The sequence below is a fragment of the Burkholderia sp. 9779_493 genome (assembly GCF_015712215.1).
GTDB lineage: Bacteria > Pseudomonadota > Gammaproteobacteria > Burkholderiales > Burkholderiaceae > Burkholderia > Burkholderia cenocepacia.
In genome coordinates, this window is record NZ_JACCQA010000030.1 from 1 (window position 1) to 17,975 (window position 17,975).

At 68.9% G+C, this 17,975-nt stretch carries 13 protein-coding genes; 10 read left to right on the top strand and 3 right to left on the bottom strand.

The window, feature by feature from the left end; translation table 11 throughout:
- The first annotated feature begins 174 nt into the window (after positions 1-174).
- The 6 genes from H0X95_RS26160 to H0X95_RS26185 all read left to right on the top strand — a co-directional run bounded on the left by H0X95_RS26160 (position 175) and on the right by H0X95_RS26185 (position 6,246).
- Entirely contained in the window at positions 175-894 is a 720-nt protein-coding gene (locus H0X95_RS26160) for an SDR family oxidoreductase (protein WP_006484321.1), read from the top strand.
- A 136-nt stretch (positions 895-1,030) separates the two neighbouring features.
- Positions 1,031-3,001: an arylsulfatase gene (locus H0X95_RS26165; RefSeq protein ID WP_059722393.1), complete on the top strand. Its 1,971-nt coding sequence runs from the start codon at positions 1,031-1,033 to the stop codon at positions 2,999-3,001.
- A 16-nt stretch (positions 3,002-3,017) separates the two neighbouring features.
- Positions 3,018-4,067 (top strand): formylglycine-generating enzyme family protein, encoded by a 1,050-nt coding sequence (locus H0X95_RS26170; protein ID WP_059722394.1) that lies wholly within the window; start codon positions 3,018-3,020, stop codon positions 4,065-4,067.
- Positions 4,064-4,876, top strand: a complete 813-nt coding sequence (locus tag H0X95_RS26175) for a MetQ/NlpA family lipoprotein (RefSeq protein ID WP_006484322.1) — start codon at positions 4,064-4,066, stop codon at positions 4,874-4,876. Before H0X95_RS26170 ends, H0X95_RS26175 begins: the two co-directional genes overlap by 4 nt.
- Positions 4,870-5,856 (top strand): YkgJ family cysteine cluster protein, encoded by a 987-nt coding sequence (locus H0X95_RS26180; protein ID WP_058902724.1) that lies wholly within the window; start codon positions 4,870-4,872, stop codon positions 5,854-5,856. Before H0X95_RS26175 ends, H0X95_RS26180 begins: the two co-directional genes overlap by 7 nt.
- 63 nt (positions 5,857-5,919) lie before the next feature.
- Positions 5,920-6,246, top strand: coding sequence for an antibiotic biosynthesis monooxygenase family protein (locus H0X95_RS26185; protein WP_006484329.1), 327 nt, complete (start codon positions 5,920-5,922; stop codon positions 6,244-6,246).
- Positions 6,247-6,256: 10 nt separating this feature from the next.
- Here the strand turns inward: H0X95_RS26185 and H0X95_RS26190 are convergent, their stop codons facing one another.
- Positions 6,257-7,159 (bottom strand): hypothetical protein, encoded by a 903-nt coding sequence (locus tag H0X95_RS26190; RefSeq protein ID WP_059722396.1) that lies wholly within the window; start codon positions 7,157-7,159, stop codon positions 6,257-6,259.
- A 154-nt stretch (positions 7,160-7,313) separates the two neighbouring features.
- Positions 7,314-8,246 (bottom strand): LysR family transcriptional regulator, encoded by a 933-nt coding sequence (locus H0X95_RS26195; protein ID WP_006484336.1) that lies wholly within the window; start codon positions 8,244-8,246, stop codon positions 7,314-7,316.
- 206 nt (positions 8,247-8,452) lie between these two features.
- Between H0X95_RS26195 and H0X95_RS26200 the strand changes: the two genes are divergently transcribed.
- The 4 genes from H0X95_RS26200 (at position 8,453) to pdeR (ending at position 16,937) form a co-directional block, all read left to right on the top strand.
- The gene (locus H0X95_RS26200) at positions 8,453-9,226 is read left to right on the top strand and encodes a putative hydro-lyase (RefSeq protein ID WP_006484320.1); all 774 of its coding nucleotides are present in this window, start codon (positions 8,453-8,455) and stop codon (positions 9,224-9,226) included.
- Between the two features lie 73 nt (positions 9,227-9,299).
- Positions 9,300-10,598 carry an MFS transporter gene (locus tag H0X95_RS26205; RefSeq protein WP_006484334.1) on the top strand — a complete coding sequence of 433 codons (1,299 nt, stop codon included), beginning with the start codon at positions 9,300-9,302 and terminating at the stop codon, positions 10,596-10,598.
- 128 nt (positions 10,599-10,726) lie between these two features.
- A complete protein-coding gene (locus H0X95_RS26210; protein ID WP_059722398.1) occupies positions 10,727-14,365 on the top strand; it encodes a hydantoinase B/oxoprolinase family protein in 3,639 nt (1,212 codons plus the stop codon).
- A 568-nt stretch (positions 14,366-14,933) separates the two neighbouring features.
- Complete coding sequence (pdeR, locus tag H0X95_RS26215) at positions 14,934-16,937, top strand: cyclic di-GMP phosphodiesterase (RefSeq protein WP_006495698.1); 2,004 nt, start codon at positions 14,934-14,936, stop codon at positions 16,935-16,937.
- Positions 16,938-16,985: 48 nt separating this feature from the next.
- Here pdeR and H0X95_RS26220 read toward each other — a convergent pair whose 3' ends face one another.
- Complete coding sequence (locus tag H0X95_RS26220; RefSeq protein WP_006488766.1) at positions 16,986-17,849, bottom strand: crotonase/enoyl-CoA hydratase family protein; 864 nt, start codon at positions 17,847-17,849, stop codon at positions 16,986-16,988.
- Positions 17,850-17,975: the final 126 nt, after the last annotated feature.

Sequence of the window (17,975 nt, forward strand, 5' to 3'; positions counted from 1 at the left end):
GCGGGTGGGGTGAGCGACTGGCGAGTGTGAGGGTGACGCATCGAACGCGACGAGAAGGCATCGACCGTACGCGTTTCTCATCGTTGCGGCACAATCGGGCGGAGCACGCGCGCGCCGGGTGACCACAAGGCGCGTTGCGCCGTTTCCCCCGGATTCATTGCCAAGGGCACACGCATGTCATCCCGCACTTATCTCGTCACCGGCGCATCACGCGGCATCGGCCTCGCGATCAGCACCACGCTCGCCCGACGCGGCCATCGCGTCGTCGGTCTCGCGCGGCACGCGCAGGGCATCGACTTCCCCGGCGAATTGCTCGCGTGCGATCTCGCCGATATCGAACAGACCGCCGCGACGCTCGCGCGGATCGGCGAACGCCACCACGTCGACGGCATCGTCAACAATGCGGGCATCGTGCTGCCGCAACCGCTCGGGAAGATCGATTTCCAGTCGCTGCAGACCGTGTTCGATCTCAACGTGCGGGCTGCGATCCAGGTCACGCAGCACTTTGCCGATGCGATGAAGGCGCGCGGCCACGGGCGCATCGTCAACATCTGCAGCCGCGCGATTTTCGGCAGCCTCGACCGCACTGCGTATTCCGCCGCGAAGAACGCGCTGGTCGGCTGCACGCGCACGTGGGCGCTAGAACTCGCCGAGCACGGCGTGACCGTCAACGCGGTGGCGCCCGGCCCGATCGAGACCGAGCTGTTCCGCCAGACGCGGCCGGTCGGCAGCGAAGCCGAGCGCAAGGTGCTCGCGACGATTCCCGCGCGCCGGCTCGGCACGGCCGACGACGTCGCGGCCGCAACCGCGTTCTTCCTGTCCGACGAAGCCGGTTTCGTCACCGGGCAGGTGCTGGCGGTGGACGGCGGCGGCAGCCTCGGCGGGCGCAGTTGATGCACGGCGGCGCGACGCGTGACGGACGATACGCGTCGCATATTCCCCCACCCCGTTAGCATGTGACGAATCCGACTTTGGGCGCTGCGCGGGCGACGCTAAGATCGCCGCTCCCGTAGATCGAGCGTCAACAAGAATGAAAAAGTCCGCTTCGCCGTTGCATGCCTTTCGTTTCCGTGTCGTTTGCGCCGCGATTGCCGGCGCGGTGTCGCTCGCATCGTGCGGCGGCGTCGACAGCGATGCGCCGCCGTCGCAGGCCGGCGCCACGCCAGCGCCCACCCCGACCCAGGCCGCGAAACGCCCGAACATCCTGTACATCATGGCCGACGATCTCGGCTACTCCGACATCCATGCGTTCGGCGGCGAGATCAACACGCCGAACCTCGACGCGCTCGTCGCATCGGGCCGCATCCTGTCGAACCACCACACGGGCACCGTCTGCGCGATCACGCGCGCGATGCTGGTGTCGGGCACCGATCACCATCTCGTCGGCGAAGGCACGATGGGCGTGCCGACCGACGAACGGCGCGGGCTGCCCGGCTACGAGGGCTACCTGAACGATCGCGCGCTGTCGTTCGCGCAACTGCTGAAGGACGCCGGCTATCACACGTACATCGCGGGCAAGTGGCACATCGGCTCGGGCATCGTCGGCAGTACCACGGGCAGCGGGCAGACGCCCGACCAGTGGGGCTTCGAGCGCAGCTACGTGCTGCTCGGCGGCGCGGCGACGAACCACTTCGCGCACGAGCCGGCCGGCTCGTCGAACTACACGGAAGACGGCCGCTACGTGCAGCCGGGCCAGCCCGGGCAGCCGGGCGGCGCGGGCGGCAGCCCGGCCGTGTTCTATTCGACCGATTTCTATACGCAGAAGCTGATCTCGTACATCGATGCGAACAAGCAGGACGGCAAGCCGTTCTTCGCGTACGCGGCCTACACGTCACCGCACTGGCCGCTGCAGGTGCCCGATCCGTGGCTGCACAAATATGCGGGCGTGTACGACGCCGGCTACGATGCGATCCGCAACGCGCGGATCGCGCGGCAGAAGGCGCTCGGCCTGATTCCGGCCGATTTCAAGCCGTTCGACGGGCTGCCCGAGACGACGGTCGCCTCGCCCGCGACCGCGAACAACGGCACGACCGGCGCGAAGTACATCAACGCGGTGCATTCGGCCGCGGACGGCTACGGCGACTACGGCCCCGGCAAGGTCGACAAGCTGTGGTCGAGCCTGTCGCCGGCCGAGCGCAAGGCGCAGGCGCGCTACATGGAGATCTACGCGGGGATGGTCGAGAACCTCGACTACAACATCGGCCTGCTGATCCAGCACCTGAAGGACATCGGCGAATACGACAACACGTTCATCATGTTCCAGTCGGACAACGGCGCGGAAGGCTGGCCGATCGATTCCGGCGCCGACCCGACCGCGACCGACACCGCGAACGCACAGGAGCCGACCTATTCGGCGCTGGGCACCGACAACGGCAAGCAGAATGCGCAGCGCCTGCAGTACGGGCTGCGCTGGGCCGAAGTGAGCGCGGCGCCGTTCCGGCTCACGAAGGGCTATTCGGGCGAAGGCGGCGTGTCGACGCCGACGATCGTGCACCTGCCGGGCCAGTCGCAGCCGCTGCCGACCCTGCGCGCGTTCACGCACGTGACCGACAACACGGCGACGTTTCTCGCGGTCGCAGGCGTCACGCCGCCGTCGCAGCCGGCGCCGCCGCTGGTGAACACGCTGACGGGCGTCGACCAGAACAAGGGCAAGGTCGTCTACAACAACCGCTACGTGTATCCGGTCACGGGCCAGTCGCTGCTGCCGGTGCTCACCGGTTCGGCGACGGGCGAAGTGCACACGACGCCGTTCGGCGACGAAGCGTACGGCCGGGCGTATCTGCGCAGCGCCGACGGCCGCTGGAAGGCGCTGTGGACCGAACCGCCGCTCGGCCCGCTCGACGGCCACTGGCAGCTGTACGACCTCGCGTCGGATCGCGGCGAGACGACCGACGTGTCCGCGCAGAATCCGTCGGTGATCGGCACGCTCGTCGACCAGTGGAAGGCCTACATGAGCAACGTCGGCGGCGTCGAGCCGCTGCGTCCGCGCGGCTACTATTGAGCGCGGGAGCGACACGATGCGGTTCCGCTTCTGGACGATCGGCGCGGCGCTGGCCGCCACGCTGTTCGCCGCCGCGTTCGCGGCCGGCTATGCGAACCCGGCGGCGCCGGCAGGCGGCGCGTTCGACGACCTGAATCGCGGCCGCGCGCTTGCGCCGCTCGGTTCGGAGCGCGAGTGCGAACGCTATTCGGGGCTGCCGTCGAAATGGCGCGACGATCCGAAGGCCGGGATGGTGCACCTGCGCGGCGGCGCGTTCGTGTTCGGCAGCACGCGCGGCTATGCGGACGAGCGTCCGGTCGGCGACGGCCGCACGCGCGTCGGCGGCTTCTGGATCGACCAGACCGACGTGACGATCGCGCAGTTCGCCGCGTTCGTGCAGGCCACCGGCTATGTGACCGAGGCCGAGCAGCAGGGCGGCGCGGCGGTGTTTCATGTGCCGACGCGCGACGAGATGAACGCGCGCGACCTCGCATGGTGGTCGTGGGTGAAGGGCGCGTCGTGGCGGCATCCGCGCGGGCCCGGCAGCGACGTGACGGGGCTCGGCAACCTGCCGGTGACGCTCGTCACGCAGCGCGATGCGCTCGCGTATGCGCACTGGCTCGGCCGCGATTTGCCGACCGAGGCCGAATGGGAATACGCGGGCAAGGCCGGCCGCGACGACGCATCGCTCGATGCGGCGCCGCGCGATGCGCAGGGCAAGCCGGCCGCGAACTACTGGCAGGGCGCGTTTCCGGTGCTCGACTCGGCCGAGGATGGCCACGCGGGATTGGCGCCCGTCGGCTGCTATGCGGCGAACGGTTTTCGCCTCTACGACATGATCGGCAATGCGTGGGAATGGACGAAGGACGCGTACACGGGCCCGCATCAATCGCACACGAACGGCGACACGGCGGCCGTCGCACCGCCGACGCGCCGGCACGATACGCCGATGGTCATCAAGGGCGGTTCGTTCCTGTGCTCGCGCGATTACTGCGTGCGCTATCGCGCATCGTCGCGCGAACAGCAGGAAGCCGATCTCGGCGCGTCGCATATCGGGTTTCGCACGATCCAGAGGGACGCGTCATGACGGCGGGCATCGGGCGATTCGTGTCGGCGTGGCTGCTGGCGGCATGCGGCATCGCGCATCATGGTGCGGCGATGGCTGCCGACGCTACTGCACCGGCCGTGCGCGTCGGCGTCACGCGCGGCGTGCATGCGCAGATCCTCGACGAAGTGAAGCGGGTGGCTGCCGCGCGCGGGCTCGGTGTCGACGTCGTCGAATTCGACGATGCGTCGCGCATCGACACGGCACTGGCCGACGGGCGGATCGACGCGGCCAGTTTCGAGGATGCGCAACAGCTGGCCGCGACTCGCGCACGCCAGCGCGTCGCGCTGACCGAAGTCGCGCCGACCGTCACGCTGCCGATGGCGTTCTATTCGCGCAAGCTGAAGAACCTGAACGAACTGCAACCCGGCGCGACGGTCGCGCTCCCCGCCGATCGGCGCGGGATGGCGCGCGCGCTCGTGCTGCTGCAGAACGACACGCTGGTCACGCTGCGCGAAAAAGCCGGCCTGCATGCGACGCTGCGCGACGTCACCGGCAACCGGCTCGGGCTGAAATTCGTCGCGCTGCGCCGCGACCGGCTTTACGCGGCGCTCGATACGGCCGCGTTCGTCGCGATCGACAGCGACGACGCGGCCCGCTTCGGGCTGCAGCCCGCGCGCGACAGCATCAGCCTGGAGGATGCGCGCTCGCCGTATGCGAACGTGCTGACGGTGCGCGACGCCGATCGCGCGAAGCCGTGGGTCGCACAGCTCGTCGCCGCGTATCACTCGGACGACGTCGCGCGCTTCATCCTCACGCGCTACCAGGATTCGGTGCGGCGCCCGTGGTAGACACCTACCAGCTCGCGTGCAACGCGTGCGGACGCTGCTGCAACAGCGCGCCGACGCTGTCGTTGCGCGAACTGTTCCGGCATCGACATCGCTTCGTCGGCGCATTGACGCTCCGCCGCGTGCCGAAGCGGCGAACGGGCGAACGCTGGCAGGCAGGCGGGCGCGAGCAGACGCTCGATGCGGACGACGTCGCGGCCGCCGATGCGCTGGCGGACCGGCTGTTCCATCGCGGCGGCGGCATGAACGGCGAATGGCTCGCGCTGACGCTGCAAGGCTACGACTATCCGTCGCTGGGCCGCTGCGCGGCGCTCGCCGACGACGGCCGCTGCGGCGTGCACGCGAACAAGCCGTCGATCTGCCGCGCGGTGCCGCTCGATCCGGCGCTGCCCGACCGGTTGCAGGCCCGCGTGCTCGCGGCGCGGCGCGACGATGCGGCGTGGCTGGGCGCGAACTGTATCGTCGAAGCGGGGCACGTGCGGTCTGCCGATGAATCGGTGTTCTCGATTCCGCTGGTGACGGCCGGACAGGTCGCGGACCGTGCGGCGCTCGACGCGCATCGCGCTGCGCTCGTGTTCGAGCGCGCGGTGTGGCGCGACGCCGTGTTCGCGTCGTTGACCGATGGCGGGCAGGACGTGCGTCATGCGCTGTCGCGGCTTGCGCCGGGCGGCTACCTGACCGTGTCGATCGTGCCGGTCCTGCTGGCCGTCGCGCCGGTTTCCGCGCATTGCCGCGCGCTGTGCATCGACTTCATCGACGCCCAGCTCGCGTTGATCGGCGCGAACATCGAAGCGGCGCTCGTGCGCCGGCAGGCGGCCGACCGGCCCGCGACGCACGAATTGCGCGGCTTCGCGCAGGCGCTGGAACGGGCGCGACGGGCGCTCGCGGCCATGCCCGCATCCGCGGTTGGAATGCGTGACGACGCGCCACGCATCGACGCATGGCTCGACGATCGCGTCGACGCCGATCCGCTCGCCGCGTGACGATCGCGGCACGCCGCGCGTGCCTTACACTTGGCGCTCTTTCACTCGTTCGGATGGAGCGGCATGTACGCGTCGACCTTCATTTTTCGTGCCGGGCAGTACGACGACGAATTCCACCGGCTCGACCGGCAGATCGCCGACATGGCGCGTGCGACGCCCGGCTATCTCGGCGAGGAAACGTGGGAGAACGCGGAAGCGGGCCTGATCCAGAACGTCTACTACTGGGAATCCGAGGCGGCGCTGCGGCAGTTGATCCAGCATCCCGCGCATCTCGAAGCCAAGGCGAAGCAGGCGCGCTGGCTGGACGGGTATCGCGTCGTGATTTCGCAGGTGCTTCGCGAGTATGGCGACGGCAAGCTGACGCCGCCGCATGCAGGGGCGTCAGCGTAAGCGTTGCCGGTCAGGCCGCTGCGCCGGCTTCTCCCGGCGCGGCCGGCTCGTTCGCCCTGCGCTCCCAGATCGGGAACGTCGCGTTCTGGATCGACGTCTGCGCGTCGATGACCTTGCGGTGATCGATGCCGGGCAGGTCGAGCAGCCGGTCGATCGCCGCCTTCGCGCCTTCTGCATCCTGCGGGAAGGCGCAGGCGAATTGCCTGTTCGTCTCGAACAGAATCCACCAGACATCCGACGCGAACGGCCCCTCGTCGTTGGTCTCGATCACGATCGCGCCGAGGTCGGACAGCGCGATGCCGCGCATCGCCCCGGTGCCGTCGGTCGCTTCGATGCGCGTGTCGGTTGCCGTTACGGTCCAGCCGTTTTGTCGGGTCGACGATCGCGCGGCATTCGATCGGGCCGTGCTGCCGGCAACTGCGCCAGTGCCGGTGCCAGTGCCGGTGCCAGTGCCGGTCGGCGCGGCCCCACCCGCGGCACCGGCCGCAACGCTCGGCGCCACGCCATCCTGCCGTTCGCGCCCGTCGATCCACGGCAGCGCGGCGGCGCCCACCATCGCCGCGATCCATAAGTAGTACCCGGCCCCGAACGTGCGGATCGTTTCGTAGTTCGCATCGGTCGGGATCGTATGCCACCCGAGCGCAAAGACCACGACCCCGGCCAGCAGTGCGGACACGGTACGGCTCGGCCTGAGCAGCGCGACGACGAGCAACGGGTTGCCGAGCCACGCGAATTGCAGGTCGAGGATCGCGAGCCCGCCGAGCGCGAGCACCGTGTAGCCGTGCCACCAGCTCACCGCGCCGGCCGCATTCGGCGGTTCGGCCGCGACGGGCAGCAGCAGCGACGCGATGTACGACGCGACGATCACGACACGCGCGAGGTTCAGGCGGGGCGAAGCGGAGCGAATCTGCATGTTGCCTTCTCGTTGTGCACGATCATGCGAAGCGACGAATGGCGGATGGCCGGGCCGTCATTCACGATGCGCGGGCCGACGTGGCGACGCGCCGAACGCGATTGTGGGCGATTCGCGCGGCGATGTCGAACGTGCGTCGTCCACCGCTGCGCCGTCACAGCGCTTCGACCAGCAACCGCGTGCTCTTCTCGCAATACTCGTGACATGCCGCGCGCGCGGCGATCGACGCACCGTGCACGAACCTGGGCGCGTCGGCCCGCCGCGACATCGACACGACGATCGACGGCGGCGACGGCTGCAGCGGCAACTCGACGACTTCGCCGCGCTCGATCAGCGCATCGACGAACAGCACCGGAATCGCGGCGACGCCGAAACCGTCGCGCACCAGCTGCACGATCACCGAGATCGACGGCGATCCGGTGATGCGCGTCTCCGACAGCGGCACGCCATGCGCGTGCGCGAGCGTGCGGACGATGTCTTCCAGCGCGCGATGGGGCGCGGTGCCGCGTCCGTAGGTGAGGATCGGCTGGCGCAGCACCTGCCGCGCGAGGCCGGTGCGCGTGTTCGGCAGCAGCCCGGCGCGGGCGATCCAGCGTACCGGGTAGTTCGCGAGCGCGTCGCACACGACCGACGCTTCGTCGCTGCCTTCCACGCGGATGATCAGGTCGAGTTCTCCCGCCATCAGCCGGCGCTGCAGCACGACGCTGACGTCGACGGTCAGGTCGATCTCGAGCTGCGGATAGTCGGCCGCGAGCCGCCGCATGTAGTGCGGCAGCCAGCTGTGCACGACCGTCTCGATCACGCCGAGCCGCAGCTTGCCGCGCAGCGCGCTTTCGCCGGACGCGGCGGCCTGCAGTTCCTGCGTCGCCTCGACCACGGCTTTCGCATAGCCGAGCAGGTATTCGCCGTTCGGCGTGAGCCGGAACGCGCGGCTGTCGCGATCGACGAGTACCGTCTGCAGTTCGTCCTCGAGCGCCTTCAGGCGCTGCGAGATCGCGGCCGGCGTCGCATGCAGCGCCGCCGCGGTCGTGCGGAAGTTGCGCAGCTTCGCGAGCGTGACGAAGGTTTCGAGAAAACGTGTGTTCATGGCGGTCGGGCGAGGCGGTGGATGCGCAGCTTGCCGGCGACGAAAAGTGAACGGGACCGGGGAGAACCCGCAGATCCGTTAAGAAATTCTATACAAAAGGCGCAAAAAAACTCGTTGGCGACAAAATTTTTTCCTTTCTATTCTTCGCCATATCCGATGACACACCACCGTCATCCCCACGCCATCCCGATCTGCGACCGACCATCATGACGCCTTCCGAATTCCGCCAGTCCGTGCGCCGCGGCGCGTTCCGCGGCCCGACCGCCGGCCATTGCGGCCCGTTTGCCCAGGCGAACCTGGCGATCCTGCCCGATGCGTACGCGCACGATTTCCTGCGCTTCTGCCAGGCGAACCCGAAGGCCTGCCCGCTGCTGGGCGTCGGCGAACCGGGCGCGTTCCGGATCGCCGCGCTCGGCGAGGATCTCGACATTCGCACCGACGTGCCGAGCTACAACGTCTACAGGGACGGCCGGCTGACCGAGCGCGTCGAGTCGCTCGAAGCGCTGTGGCAAGACGATTTCGTCGTATTTGCGATCGGCTGCTCGTTCTCGTTCGAGGACATGCTGGCCCGCGAAGGGATCGGGCTGCGCCACGTCGAGGAGGGGCGCAACGTGCCGATGTACCGCACGTCGATCGCGAACCGCCGCGCGGGGATCTTCGGCGGCCAGCTGGTCGTGTCGATGCGGCCGCTGCGCGGCGCCGACGCGATCCGCGCGGTGCAGATCACGAGCCGGTTCCCGGGCGTGCACGGCGCGCCGATCCATATCGGCCACCCGCGGGAACTGGGCATCGACGACTTGAACGCGCCCGAATTCGGCGACGCGGTGACGATCCGCGACGGCGAGCTGCCGGTGTTCTGGGCGTGCGGCGTGACGCCGCAAACCGCGCTGATGGACGCGAAGCTGCCGATCGCGATCGCGCATACGCCCGGCCACATGCTGATGACCGACATCACGAACGCATCGCTGGCCGTGTTCTGACCGGCCGGCCACCCCGTACGCGACATACCGCACCACAAGCCATTTGACGGCGCATCACGACAGGAGCACCACCATGGAAAGCAAGACCCTCGCGGCGCCCGCCGCCGAGCCCGCGAGCCGCGAGCGCAGCGGCCTGTTCTCGTGGTACGCGGATGCGCAGCCGCGCGAGCGCCGCGCATTCTGGAGCTGCAAGGTCGGCTACATGCTCGACGGGATGGACACGCAGATGCTGTCGTTCGTGATCCCGACGCTCGTCGCGACCTGGGGCATCTCGCTCGCCGACGCGGGCTTCATCGGCACGATCACGCTGCTCGCGTCGGCGCTCGGCGGCTGGATCGCCGGCATCCTGTCCGACCGGATCGGCCGCGTGCGCACGCTGCAGCTGACGGTGCTGTGGTTCGCGGTGTTCACCGCGCTGTGCGGGCTCGCGCAGAACTACCACCAGCTGGTCGCGGCGCGCGCGCTGATGGGCTTCGGCTTCGGCGGCGAATGGACGGCCGGCGCGGTGCTGATCGGCGAAGTGATCCGCGCGCGCGACCGCGGCAGGGCGGTCGGCCTCGTGCAGTCGGGCTGGGCGATCGGCTGGGGGCTGTGCGCGCTGCTGTATGCGCTGCTGTTCTCGGTGCTGCCGGCCGAGCAGGCATGGCGCGCGCTGTTCCTGGTCGGGCTCGCGCCCGCGCTGCTGGTCGTCGCGATCCGCCGCTACGTGAAGGAGCCGGACGTCTACGAGAAGGAGAAGGCCGCGCAGGCGAAGGTGGCCGACGCGCCGCGCCTCACCGAGATCTTCGCGCCGAAGCTGATCACGACGACGCTGCGCGCGGCATTGCTGACGACCGGCGCGCAGGGCGGCTACTACGCGATCACGACGTGGCTGCCGACCTTCCTGAAGACCGAACGGCACCTCACGGTGATGGGTACCGGCGGCTATCTCGCGATGATCATCTTCGGCTCGTGGGTCGGCTACCTGACGAGCGCGTACCTGACCGACCGCCTCGGCCGCAAGCCGAACTTCATCCTGTTCGCGGTCGGCTCGATGGTGATCGCCTTCGCGTACACGTCGCTGAACCTGACCAACGCGTCGATGCTGTGGCTCGGCTTTCCGCTCGGCTTCTTCGCATCGGGCATCTTCTCGGGGATGGGCGCGTTCCTCACCGAGCTGTTCCCGACCCGCGTGCGCGGCTCCGGCCAGGGTTTCTGCTACAACGTGGGCCGCGCGATCGGTGCGCTGTTCCCGTTCCTGATCGGCGCGCTGTCCAAGCAATACGGGCTCGGCATGAGCATCGGCATCTTCGCGGTCGCCGCCTACGGCGTGGTGATCGTCGCCGCGCTGACGCTGCCCGAGACCCGCGGCCGCGAACTCGACGCCGCCTGACCGACGGCAGCGGCGGGGCGGCCCGCCCCGCGTGTTTCTTCCCCCTTCATCGACCCCGTGACACGGCGCGCGACGCGCGCCGTGCGGCGGCGTTCGTCCCTCGATTCAACGACGCATCGACCGACACCATGACTGACCGACACCTTTCCTCCGTTCCCTCCGACGCCGCGCGCTGGCAATTCTGGATCGACCGCGGCGGCACGTTCACCGACATCGTCGCGCGGCGGCCCGACGGCACGCTCGTCACGCACAAGCTGCTGTCGGAGAACCCCGAGCAGTACCGCGACGCGGCCGTGGCCGGCATCCGCCACCTGCTCGGCCTCGCGGCCGGCGAGCCGATCACGCCCGCGCAGGTCGACATGGTGAAGATGGGCACGACGGTCGCGACCAACGCGCTGCTCGAACGCAAGGGCGAGCGCACCGCGCTGGCCACGACGCGCGGCTTTCGCGACGTGCTGCGCATCGCGTACCAGAACCGGCCGCGCCTGTTCGATCTCGACATCGTGCTGCCCGACGCGCTGTACGAGACGGTCGTCGAGATCGACGAACGCGTCGGCGCGCATGGCGACGTGGTCGTGCCGCTCGATGTTCAGGGTGCCGAAGCGTCGTTGCGCCGCGTGTTCGACAGTGGCGTGCGTGCGCTCGCGATCGTGCTGATCCACGGCTACCGCCATACCGCGCACGAACGGATGCTGGCCGAGCTCGCGCGCCGCATCGGCTTCACGCAGGTGTCGGTGTCGCACGAGGTGTCGCCGCTGATGAAGATGGTGTCGCGCGGCGATACGACCGTGGTCGACGCGTACCTGTCGCCGATCCTGCGCCGCTACGTCGAGCAGGTCGCGCACGAGATGCCGGGCGTAAACCTGCAGTTCATGCAGAGCAGCGGCGGCCTCACGCGCGCCGATGCGTTCCAGGGCAAGGACGCGATCCTGTCGGGCCCGGCCGGCGGCATCGTCGGGATGGTGCGCGCGGCGCGCGCGGCCGGCTTCGAGCAGGTGATCGGTTTCGACATGGGCGGCACGTCGACCGACGTGTCGCACTACAACGGCGAATTCGAGCGCGAGTTCGAGACGCAGGTGGCCGGCGTGCGGATGCGCGCGCCGATGATGAGCATCCACACGGTCGCGGCCGGCGGCGGCTCGGTGCTCGGCTTCGACGGCGCGCGGCTGCGCGTCGGCCCCGAATCGGCCGGCGCGAACCCGGGGCCGGCCGCGTACCGGCGCGGCGGCCCGCTGACGGTGACCGACTGCAACGTGATGCTCGGCAAGATCCAGCCCGATCATTTCCCGCGCGTGTTCGGCCCGCATGCGGACCAGCCGCTCGACCGCGACGGCGTGGTCGCGAAGTTCGCGGCGCTCGCCGATGAAATCCACGCGGCGACCGGCCGGCGCGAGACGCCCGAGGCGCTCGCCGAAGGCTTCCTGGAAATCGCGATCGGCAGCATGGCGAACGCGATCAAGAAGATTTCCGTGCAGCGCGGCCACGACGTGTCGCGCTACGTGCTGACGACGTTCGGCGGCGCGGGCGGCCAGCACGCGTGCGGCGTGGCCGATGCGCTCGGGATGACGCAGGTGTTCGCGCATCCGCTCGCGGGCGTGCTGTCCGCATACGGGATGGGGCTGGCCGACCAGACCGCGATGCGCGAGCGCGCGGTGGAAGCCGTGTTGTCCGACGCATCGCTGCCGGCGCTGAACGCGGCGCTCGACCGGCTCGCCGACGAGGCCATCGGCGCACTGCTCGAACAGGGCGTGGCGCCGGAGCGGATCGCGACCGAGCGGCGCGTGCACCTGCGCTACCAGGGCACCGATTCGGCGCTCGACGTGCCGGCCGGCAGCGTCGCCGCGATGCAGCAGGCGTTCGAGGCCGCGTACCGGCAGCGCTACGCATTCCTGATGCCCGGCACGCCGCTGGTGGCCGAACTGGCGTCGGTCGAGGCGATCGGCCGCTCGGACGCGCCGGTCGACATCGCGCCGCTCGCGCCGCGCGAGGCTGGCGCGGCGCCGCAAGCGCACGCGGCCGTGCGCTTTTATTCCGGCGGCCGGTGGCACGACGCGGCGCTGGTCGTGCGCGACACGCTGCGCGCCGGCGACGCGATCGACGGCCCGGCGATCGTCGCGGAGCAGAACGGCACGACCGTCGTCGAGCCCGGCTGGCGCGCCGCGATGACCGCGCAGGGCAACCTCGTGCTGACGCGCACGACGCCGCTGCCGACGCGCCGCTCGCTCGGCACCGACGCCGACCCGGTGCGGCTCGAGATCTTCAACAACCTGTTCATGTCGATCGCCGAGCAGATGGGGCTGCGGCTGCAGAACACCGCGTACTCGGTGAACATCAAGGAGCGGCTCGACTTCTCGTGCGCGATCTTCGACGGCGACGGCAACCTGATCGCGAACGCGCCGCACATGCCCGTGCACCTCGGCTCGATGGGCGAAAGCATCCGCACGGTGATCGAGCGCAACCGCGGCCGCATGCGCGACGGCGACGTGTTCATGCTGAACGACCCGTATCACGGCGGCACGCACCTGCCGGACGTGACGGTCATCACGCCGGTGTTCGCGGACGGCTCGGACGCACCGCTGTTCTACGTCGGCTCGCGCGGCCACCACGCGGACATCGGCGGCACGACGCCGGGCTCGATGCCGCCCGATTCGACCCATATCGACGAGGAAGGCGTGCTGATCGACAACTGGCAGCTCGTGTCGGCCGGCGTGCTGCGCGACGCCGAGACGCGCGCGCTGCTGGCATCCGGCCGCTACCCGGCGCGCAACGTCGAGCAGAACATGGCCGACCTGCGCGCGCAGGTCGCCGCGAACCAGAAGGGCGTCGACGAACTGCGCCGGATGGTCGCGCAGTTCGGCCGCGACGTCGTGCTCGCGTTCATGGGGCACGTGCAGGACAACGCGGAAGAAGCGGTGCGGCGCGTGATCGGCGCGCTGCAGGACGGCGCGTACCGCTATCCGCTCGACAACGGCGCGGAGATTCGCGTCGCGATCCGCGTCGATCGCGCGGCGCGGCGTGCGGAGATCGATTTCACCGGCACGTCCGCGCAGCTCGGCAACAATTTCAACGCGCCGAAGGCCGTCTGCATGGCCGCGGTGCTGTACGTGTTCCGCACGCTGGTCGGCGACGACATTCCGCTGAACGCCGGCTGCCTGAAGCCGCTGACCGTGATCGTGCCGGCCCGCTCGATGCTCAATCCCGAGTATCCGGCGGCCGTCGTGTCGGGCAACGTCGAGACGTCGTCGGCGATCACCAACGCGCTGTATGGCGCGCTCGGCTGCGTCGCGTCGAGCCAGGGAACGATGAACAACTTCACATTCGGTAACCATCAGTACCAGTACTACGAGACGATCGCCGGCGGCAGCGGCGCGGGCAACGGCTTCGCGGGCGTCGGCGCGGTGCAGACGCACATGACGAACTCGCGGCTCACCGATCCGGAGGTGCTCGAATGGCGCTACCCGGTGCGGCTCGATTCGCACCGGATCCGCGCCGGCTCGGGCGGTGGCGGGCGCTGGCGCGGCGGCGACGGCGCGGTGCGACGGATCCGCTTCCTGGAGACGATGACCGCGTCGATCCTGTCGAACAACCGGATCCACGCGCCGTTCGGCGCGGCGGGCGGCGAAGCCGGCGCGCTCGGCCGCAACACGATCGAGCGGGCGGACGGCACGGTCGAGGTGCTCGATCACATCGGCCGCGCGCAGATGGCGCCGGGCGACGTGTTCGTCGTCGAAACGCCGGGCGGCGGCGGTTACGGCGCGGCCGGCTGAGCCGCGTACCCGGCGCCTGGCGCGGACGTCCCGCGCCGGGCGCGGGGAGACTATTGCAACGAACTGTGGAATAAAGCCGCGCATTCACGCGCGAACGGAATCAAAAATGGCGGAAAACCGGATGGCGGCATGTGATTCGACCCTGCCGCGACGGCCGCCCCGAAGATCCGTCCCCTTATCCATGAATCGGCCGCAAATGCCCGCCAGACGGGGCTTCCGGGCCGTCTCGCCGGCCCCGATTCGCCGCGTGTCATCCGCTCCGTCGCATGCTGCCAATCATGAAAAATCCGGCTTGCCAATCGAGTCCCGATTCCTTGACACTCTGCTCTAAATGTGAGTGCCAATCCTCATCGTCATTTGATAAGATGGCTCTCATCATTCGTAAGGCAGAACCTGCGCGTCATGCGCGAACGCCGGTCGCATTAGCTGGAAACAAGGACGGGACGAGGCCCGCTGTCACGGCAATCACGGCTGCCCTGCCGGGCACGCGCACGGCGCGGCCCGGGAAGGCGGTCGGCCCACTCGCCTCCGACTACACTGTGCGTTTTTTCTGGATCGGGGCGTGTCCATGGATGACGAAAACGATAGCGCGGTGCTCGAGGCGCACGTCGGTACGCGCAGCCCCTGCTGGCGTCTCGGCAGCGACAGCAACGCGCTCGAACTGGCCGCGGTCCGCGGCCTGACCAACGTCGCGATCGCGCTGACGGTCGAGCAGGCCGCGCGCATCCGCGCGCTGACCGGCGTCACGTCGCACCTCGTGCTCGACATCGTGCTGTTCGGCAACCCGGTCAGCCTCCATCTCGTCGGCAGGAAGGTCAATACGGTCGACTGGGCCGGCACGGCGTCCGCCTATTCCGATACCGAATCCGTCGCCGGCGACCTGTCGCACGGGCTCGCGTTCGCCGAGCAGGTCGTGTCCGAAGTGAATTCGCTCGTCGTGATCCTCGACCGCAACGGGATGGTGCAGCGCTTCAACCGCCTGTGCGAGGAAGTGACGGGCAAGCGCGAGGTCGACGTGATCGGCCGCAGCGCGTTCGAGCTGTTCATGAGCCCCGAGCAAGGCGCGCAGTCGCGCAGCAACATCACGGGCTTCTTCGCGAGCAACCAGTCGTTCGCGGTCGAGCGCTACATCAACACGGTCAACGGGCCGCGCCTGTTCCAGTTCCGCAACAAGTTCGTGCAGAGCGGCAGCGGCGTCGACGAGCAGTACCTGATCTGCTCGGGCATCGACATCACCGAGGAGCGCAACGCGCAGCAGCGGCTCACCGAGCTCGCGAACACCGACGTGCTCACCGGGCTGCCGAACCGCCATGCGATCAGCGAGCGCATCCACGCGGCGATCGCCGCGGAGAGCGAGCAGACGCGCGGGCAGGTCGGCATCCTGTTCCTCGATCTCGACAACTTCAAGCGCGTCAACGATCACTACGGGCACATCACCGGCGACCGCCTGCTGCAGGACGTGTCGGCGATCATCAGCGGCTGCCTGCCGTCCGGCGCGACGCTCGCGCGGCTCGGCGGCGACGAATTCCTCGTGCTGTTCGAACAGGGCACGCGCCCGCTGCTCGAAGCGACCGCGCAGATCATCCTCGAGCGGCTGCGCACGCCGATCCATCTCGGGCTGATGGAGGTCTACACGAGCTGCTCGATCGGCATCGCGATGCATCCGCAGCACGGCGATTCGCTCGAGACGCTGATCCGCAGCGCCGATACCGCGATGTACGTCGCGAAGGAAGAGGGCAAGCATACGTATCGCGTGTTCTCGCTGGAGATGAACCAGAAGGTCGCGAAGTACATGTGGCTCGACACGAACCTGCGCAAGGCGCTCGAGGAAGAGCAGTTCGTGCTGCATTACCAGCCGGTCGTCGATATCGCGACGGGCGACGTGCACGGCGTCGAGGCGCTGATCCGCTGGCAGTCGCCCGATCGCGGGCTCGTCGCGCCGGTCGAGTTCATCCGTTTCGCGGAAGAGTCGGGGCTGATCGCGCCGCTCGGACGCTGGGTGATGCGCACGGCAGCCGCGCAGGCCGCCGCGTGGAAGGCGAAGGGGCTCGGCATCCGGATCGCGGTGAACGTGTCCGCGCGGCAGTTGCAGGACATGAACATCGTGCATCAGTTCGCGTCGATTCTCGACGGCGCGGGGCTCAAGCCCGGCCTGCTCGACATCGAGCTGACCGAGAGCTGCTTCATCGAGGACGAGGACGCGGCCATCGGGCTGATGCGGCAGTTCCGCCAGCTCGGCGCGGAGATCCATCTCGACGATTTCGGCACCGGCTATTCGTCGCTGTCGCAGTTGTCGCGGCTGCCGCTCGACGCGATCAAGCTCGACCGCACCTTCATCACGGCGATCGACCGCAATCCGCGCTCGCAGGCGCTGGTGCGCTCGGTCGTGTCGCTCGCGAAGGCGCTGAATTTCGCGGTGGTCGCCGAAGGCGTCGAAACGCATGCGGAAGCCGAATTCCTCAAGCAGCTCGACGTCGATCACGCGCAGGGCTACTACTACGCGCGGCCGATGCCGGCGCAGGCGTTCGAGGCGTGGCTCGCGGAGACGAGAAAGCTCAGGCTGATCGCCTGAGCGTCGTTCCGGACAAGGCGCCGCCGGCCGTCGGCGGCGCCCGTCGCATTACACCGTGCGCAGCTTCGACACGCGCCGGTTCTGCAGCATCACCAGGCGTTCCATGTACGCGAGGTCCTTCGGCTCGATCGTGAACGCCGCATGGACCCACGCTTCCGTGATGTCCATCAGCTCCGAGCGCGACAGCTGGAACACGCGTTCGCGGGCGCGCAGCATCGCACGGATGCCGTTCAGCTTGGGCTTCGTCACGTCGATGAAGGTGCGCGTCGCGAGATACGCGTCACCGGCGTCGAACGTCTCGTCGATCAGCCCGCAGTCTTCGTACCACTCTGCCGCATGCGCTTCGCCGGTCGCGATCAGCGATTCCGCGAGGCCGCGGTTCGCCTTGCGCGCGACCAGCGAATAGCCGCCCATGCCCGGGAACAGGTTGAACGCGATCTCGGGGAACCCGAGTTTCACGCCCTTCTGCGCGAGCACGTAGTGATGCGCGAGCGCGGCCTCGAAGCCGCCGCCGAGCGCGCTGCCCTCGACCATCGCGATCGAGATCGCGCCGGTGCCGAAGCCCGTGTAGATCTCGTACACGCCGTCGATGCACGAGCGCGCATAGGCCATCAGCTGGTCGCGCCGGCCGCTGCGGATCGCGTCGACGAAGAAACTCAGGTCGCCGCCGACGTTGAACAGCTCGGGGACGAGCGAGCCCGTCACCCAGAAGTCGAACGTGAGGCCCGAGTCGCGTGCGACGCGCGCGAGATGGATGATGTCGGTGACGAGTTGCTGGTTGAAACACGGCCGCGGCTCCGATCGCAGCATCATCCACATGACGTTACGGCCTTCTTCGTAGAAGGCCGTCAGTTGCGAGAGTTCGCCGGCTTCGTAAAACGGCCGGCACGCCGGATGGGATTGGAGTTGCATGGTATGTCCTCGTGAGATGTGGTTTTAAAGACCGTCGCGCCATGCGCCATGCGGGTATCGGGTGGCCCGCCGGGGCGCCTGGCGCGAGGCATCGCCATTGTTGCGCGCGCACAAAAGTCGAATTGC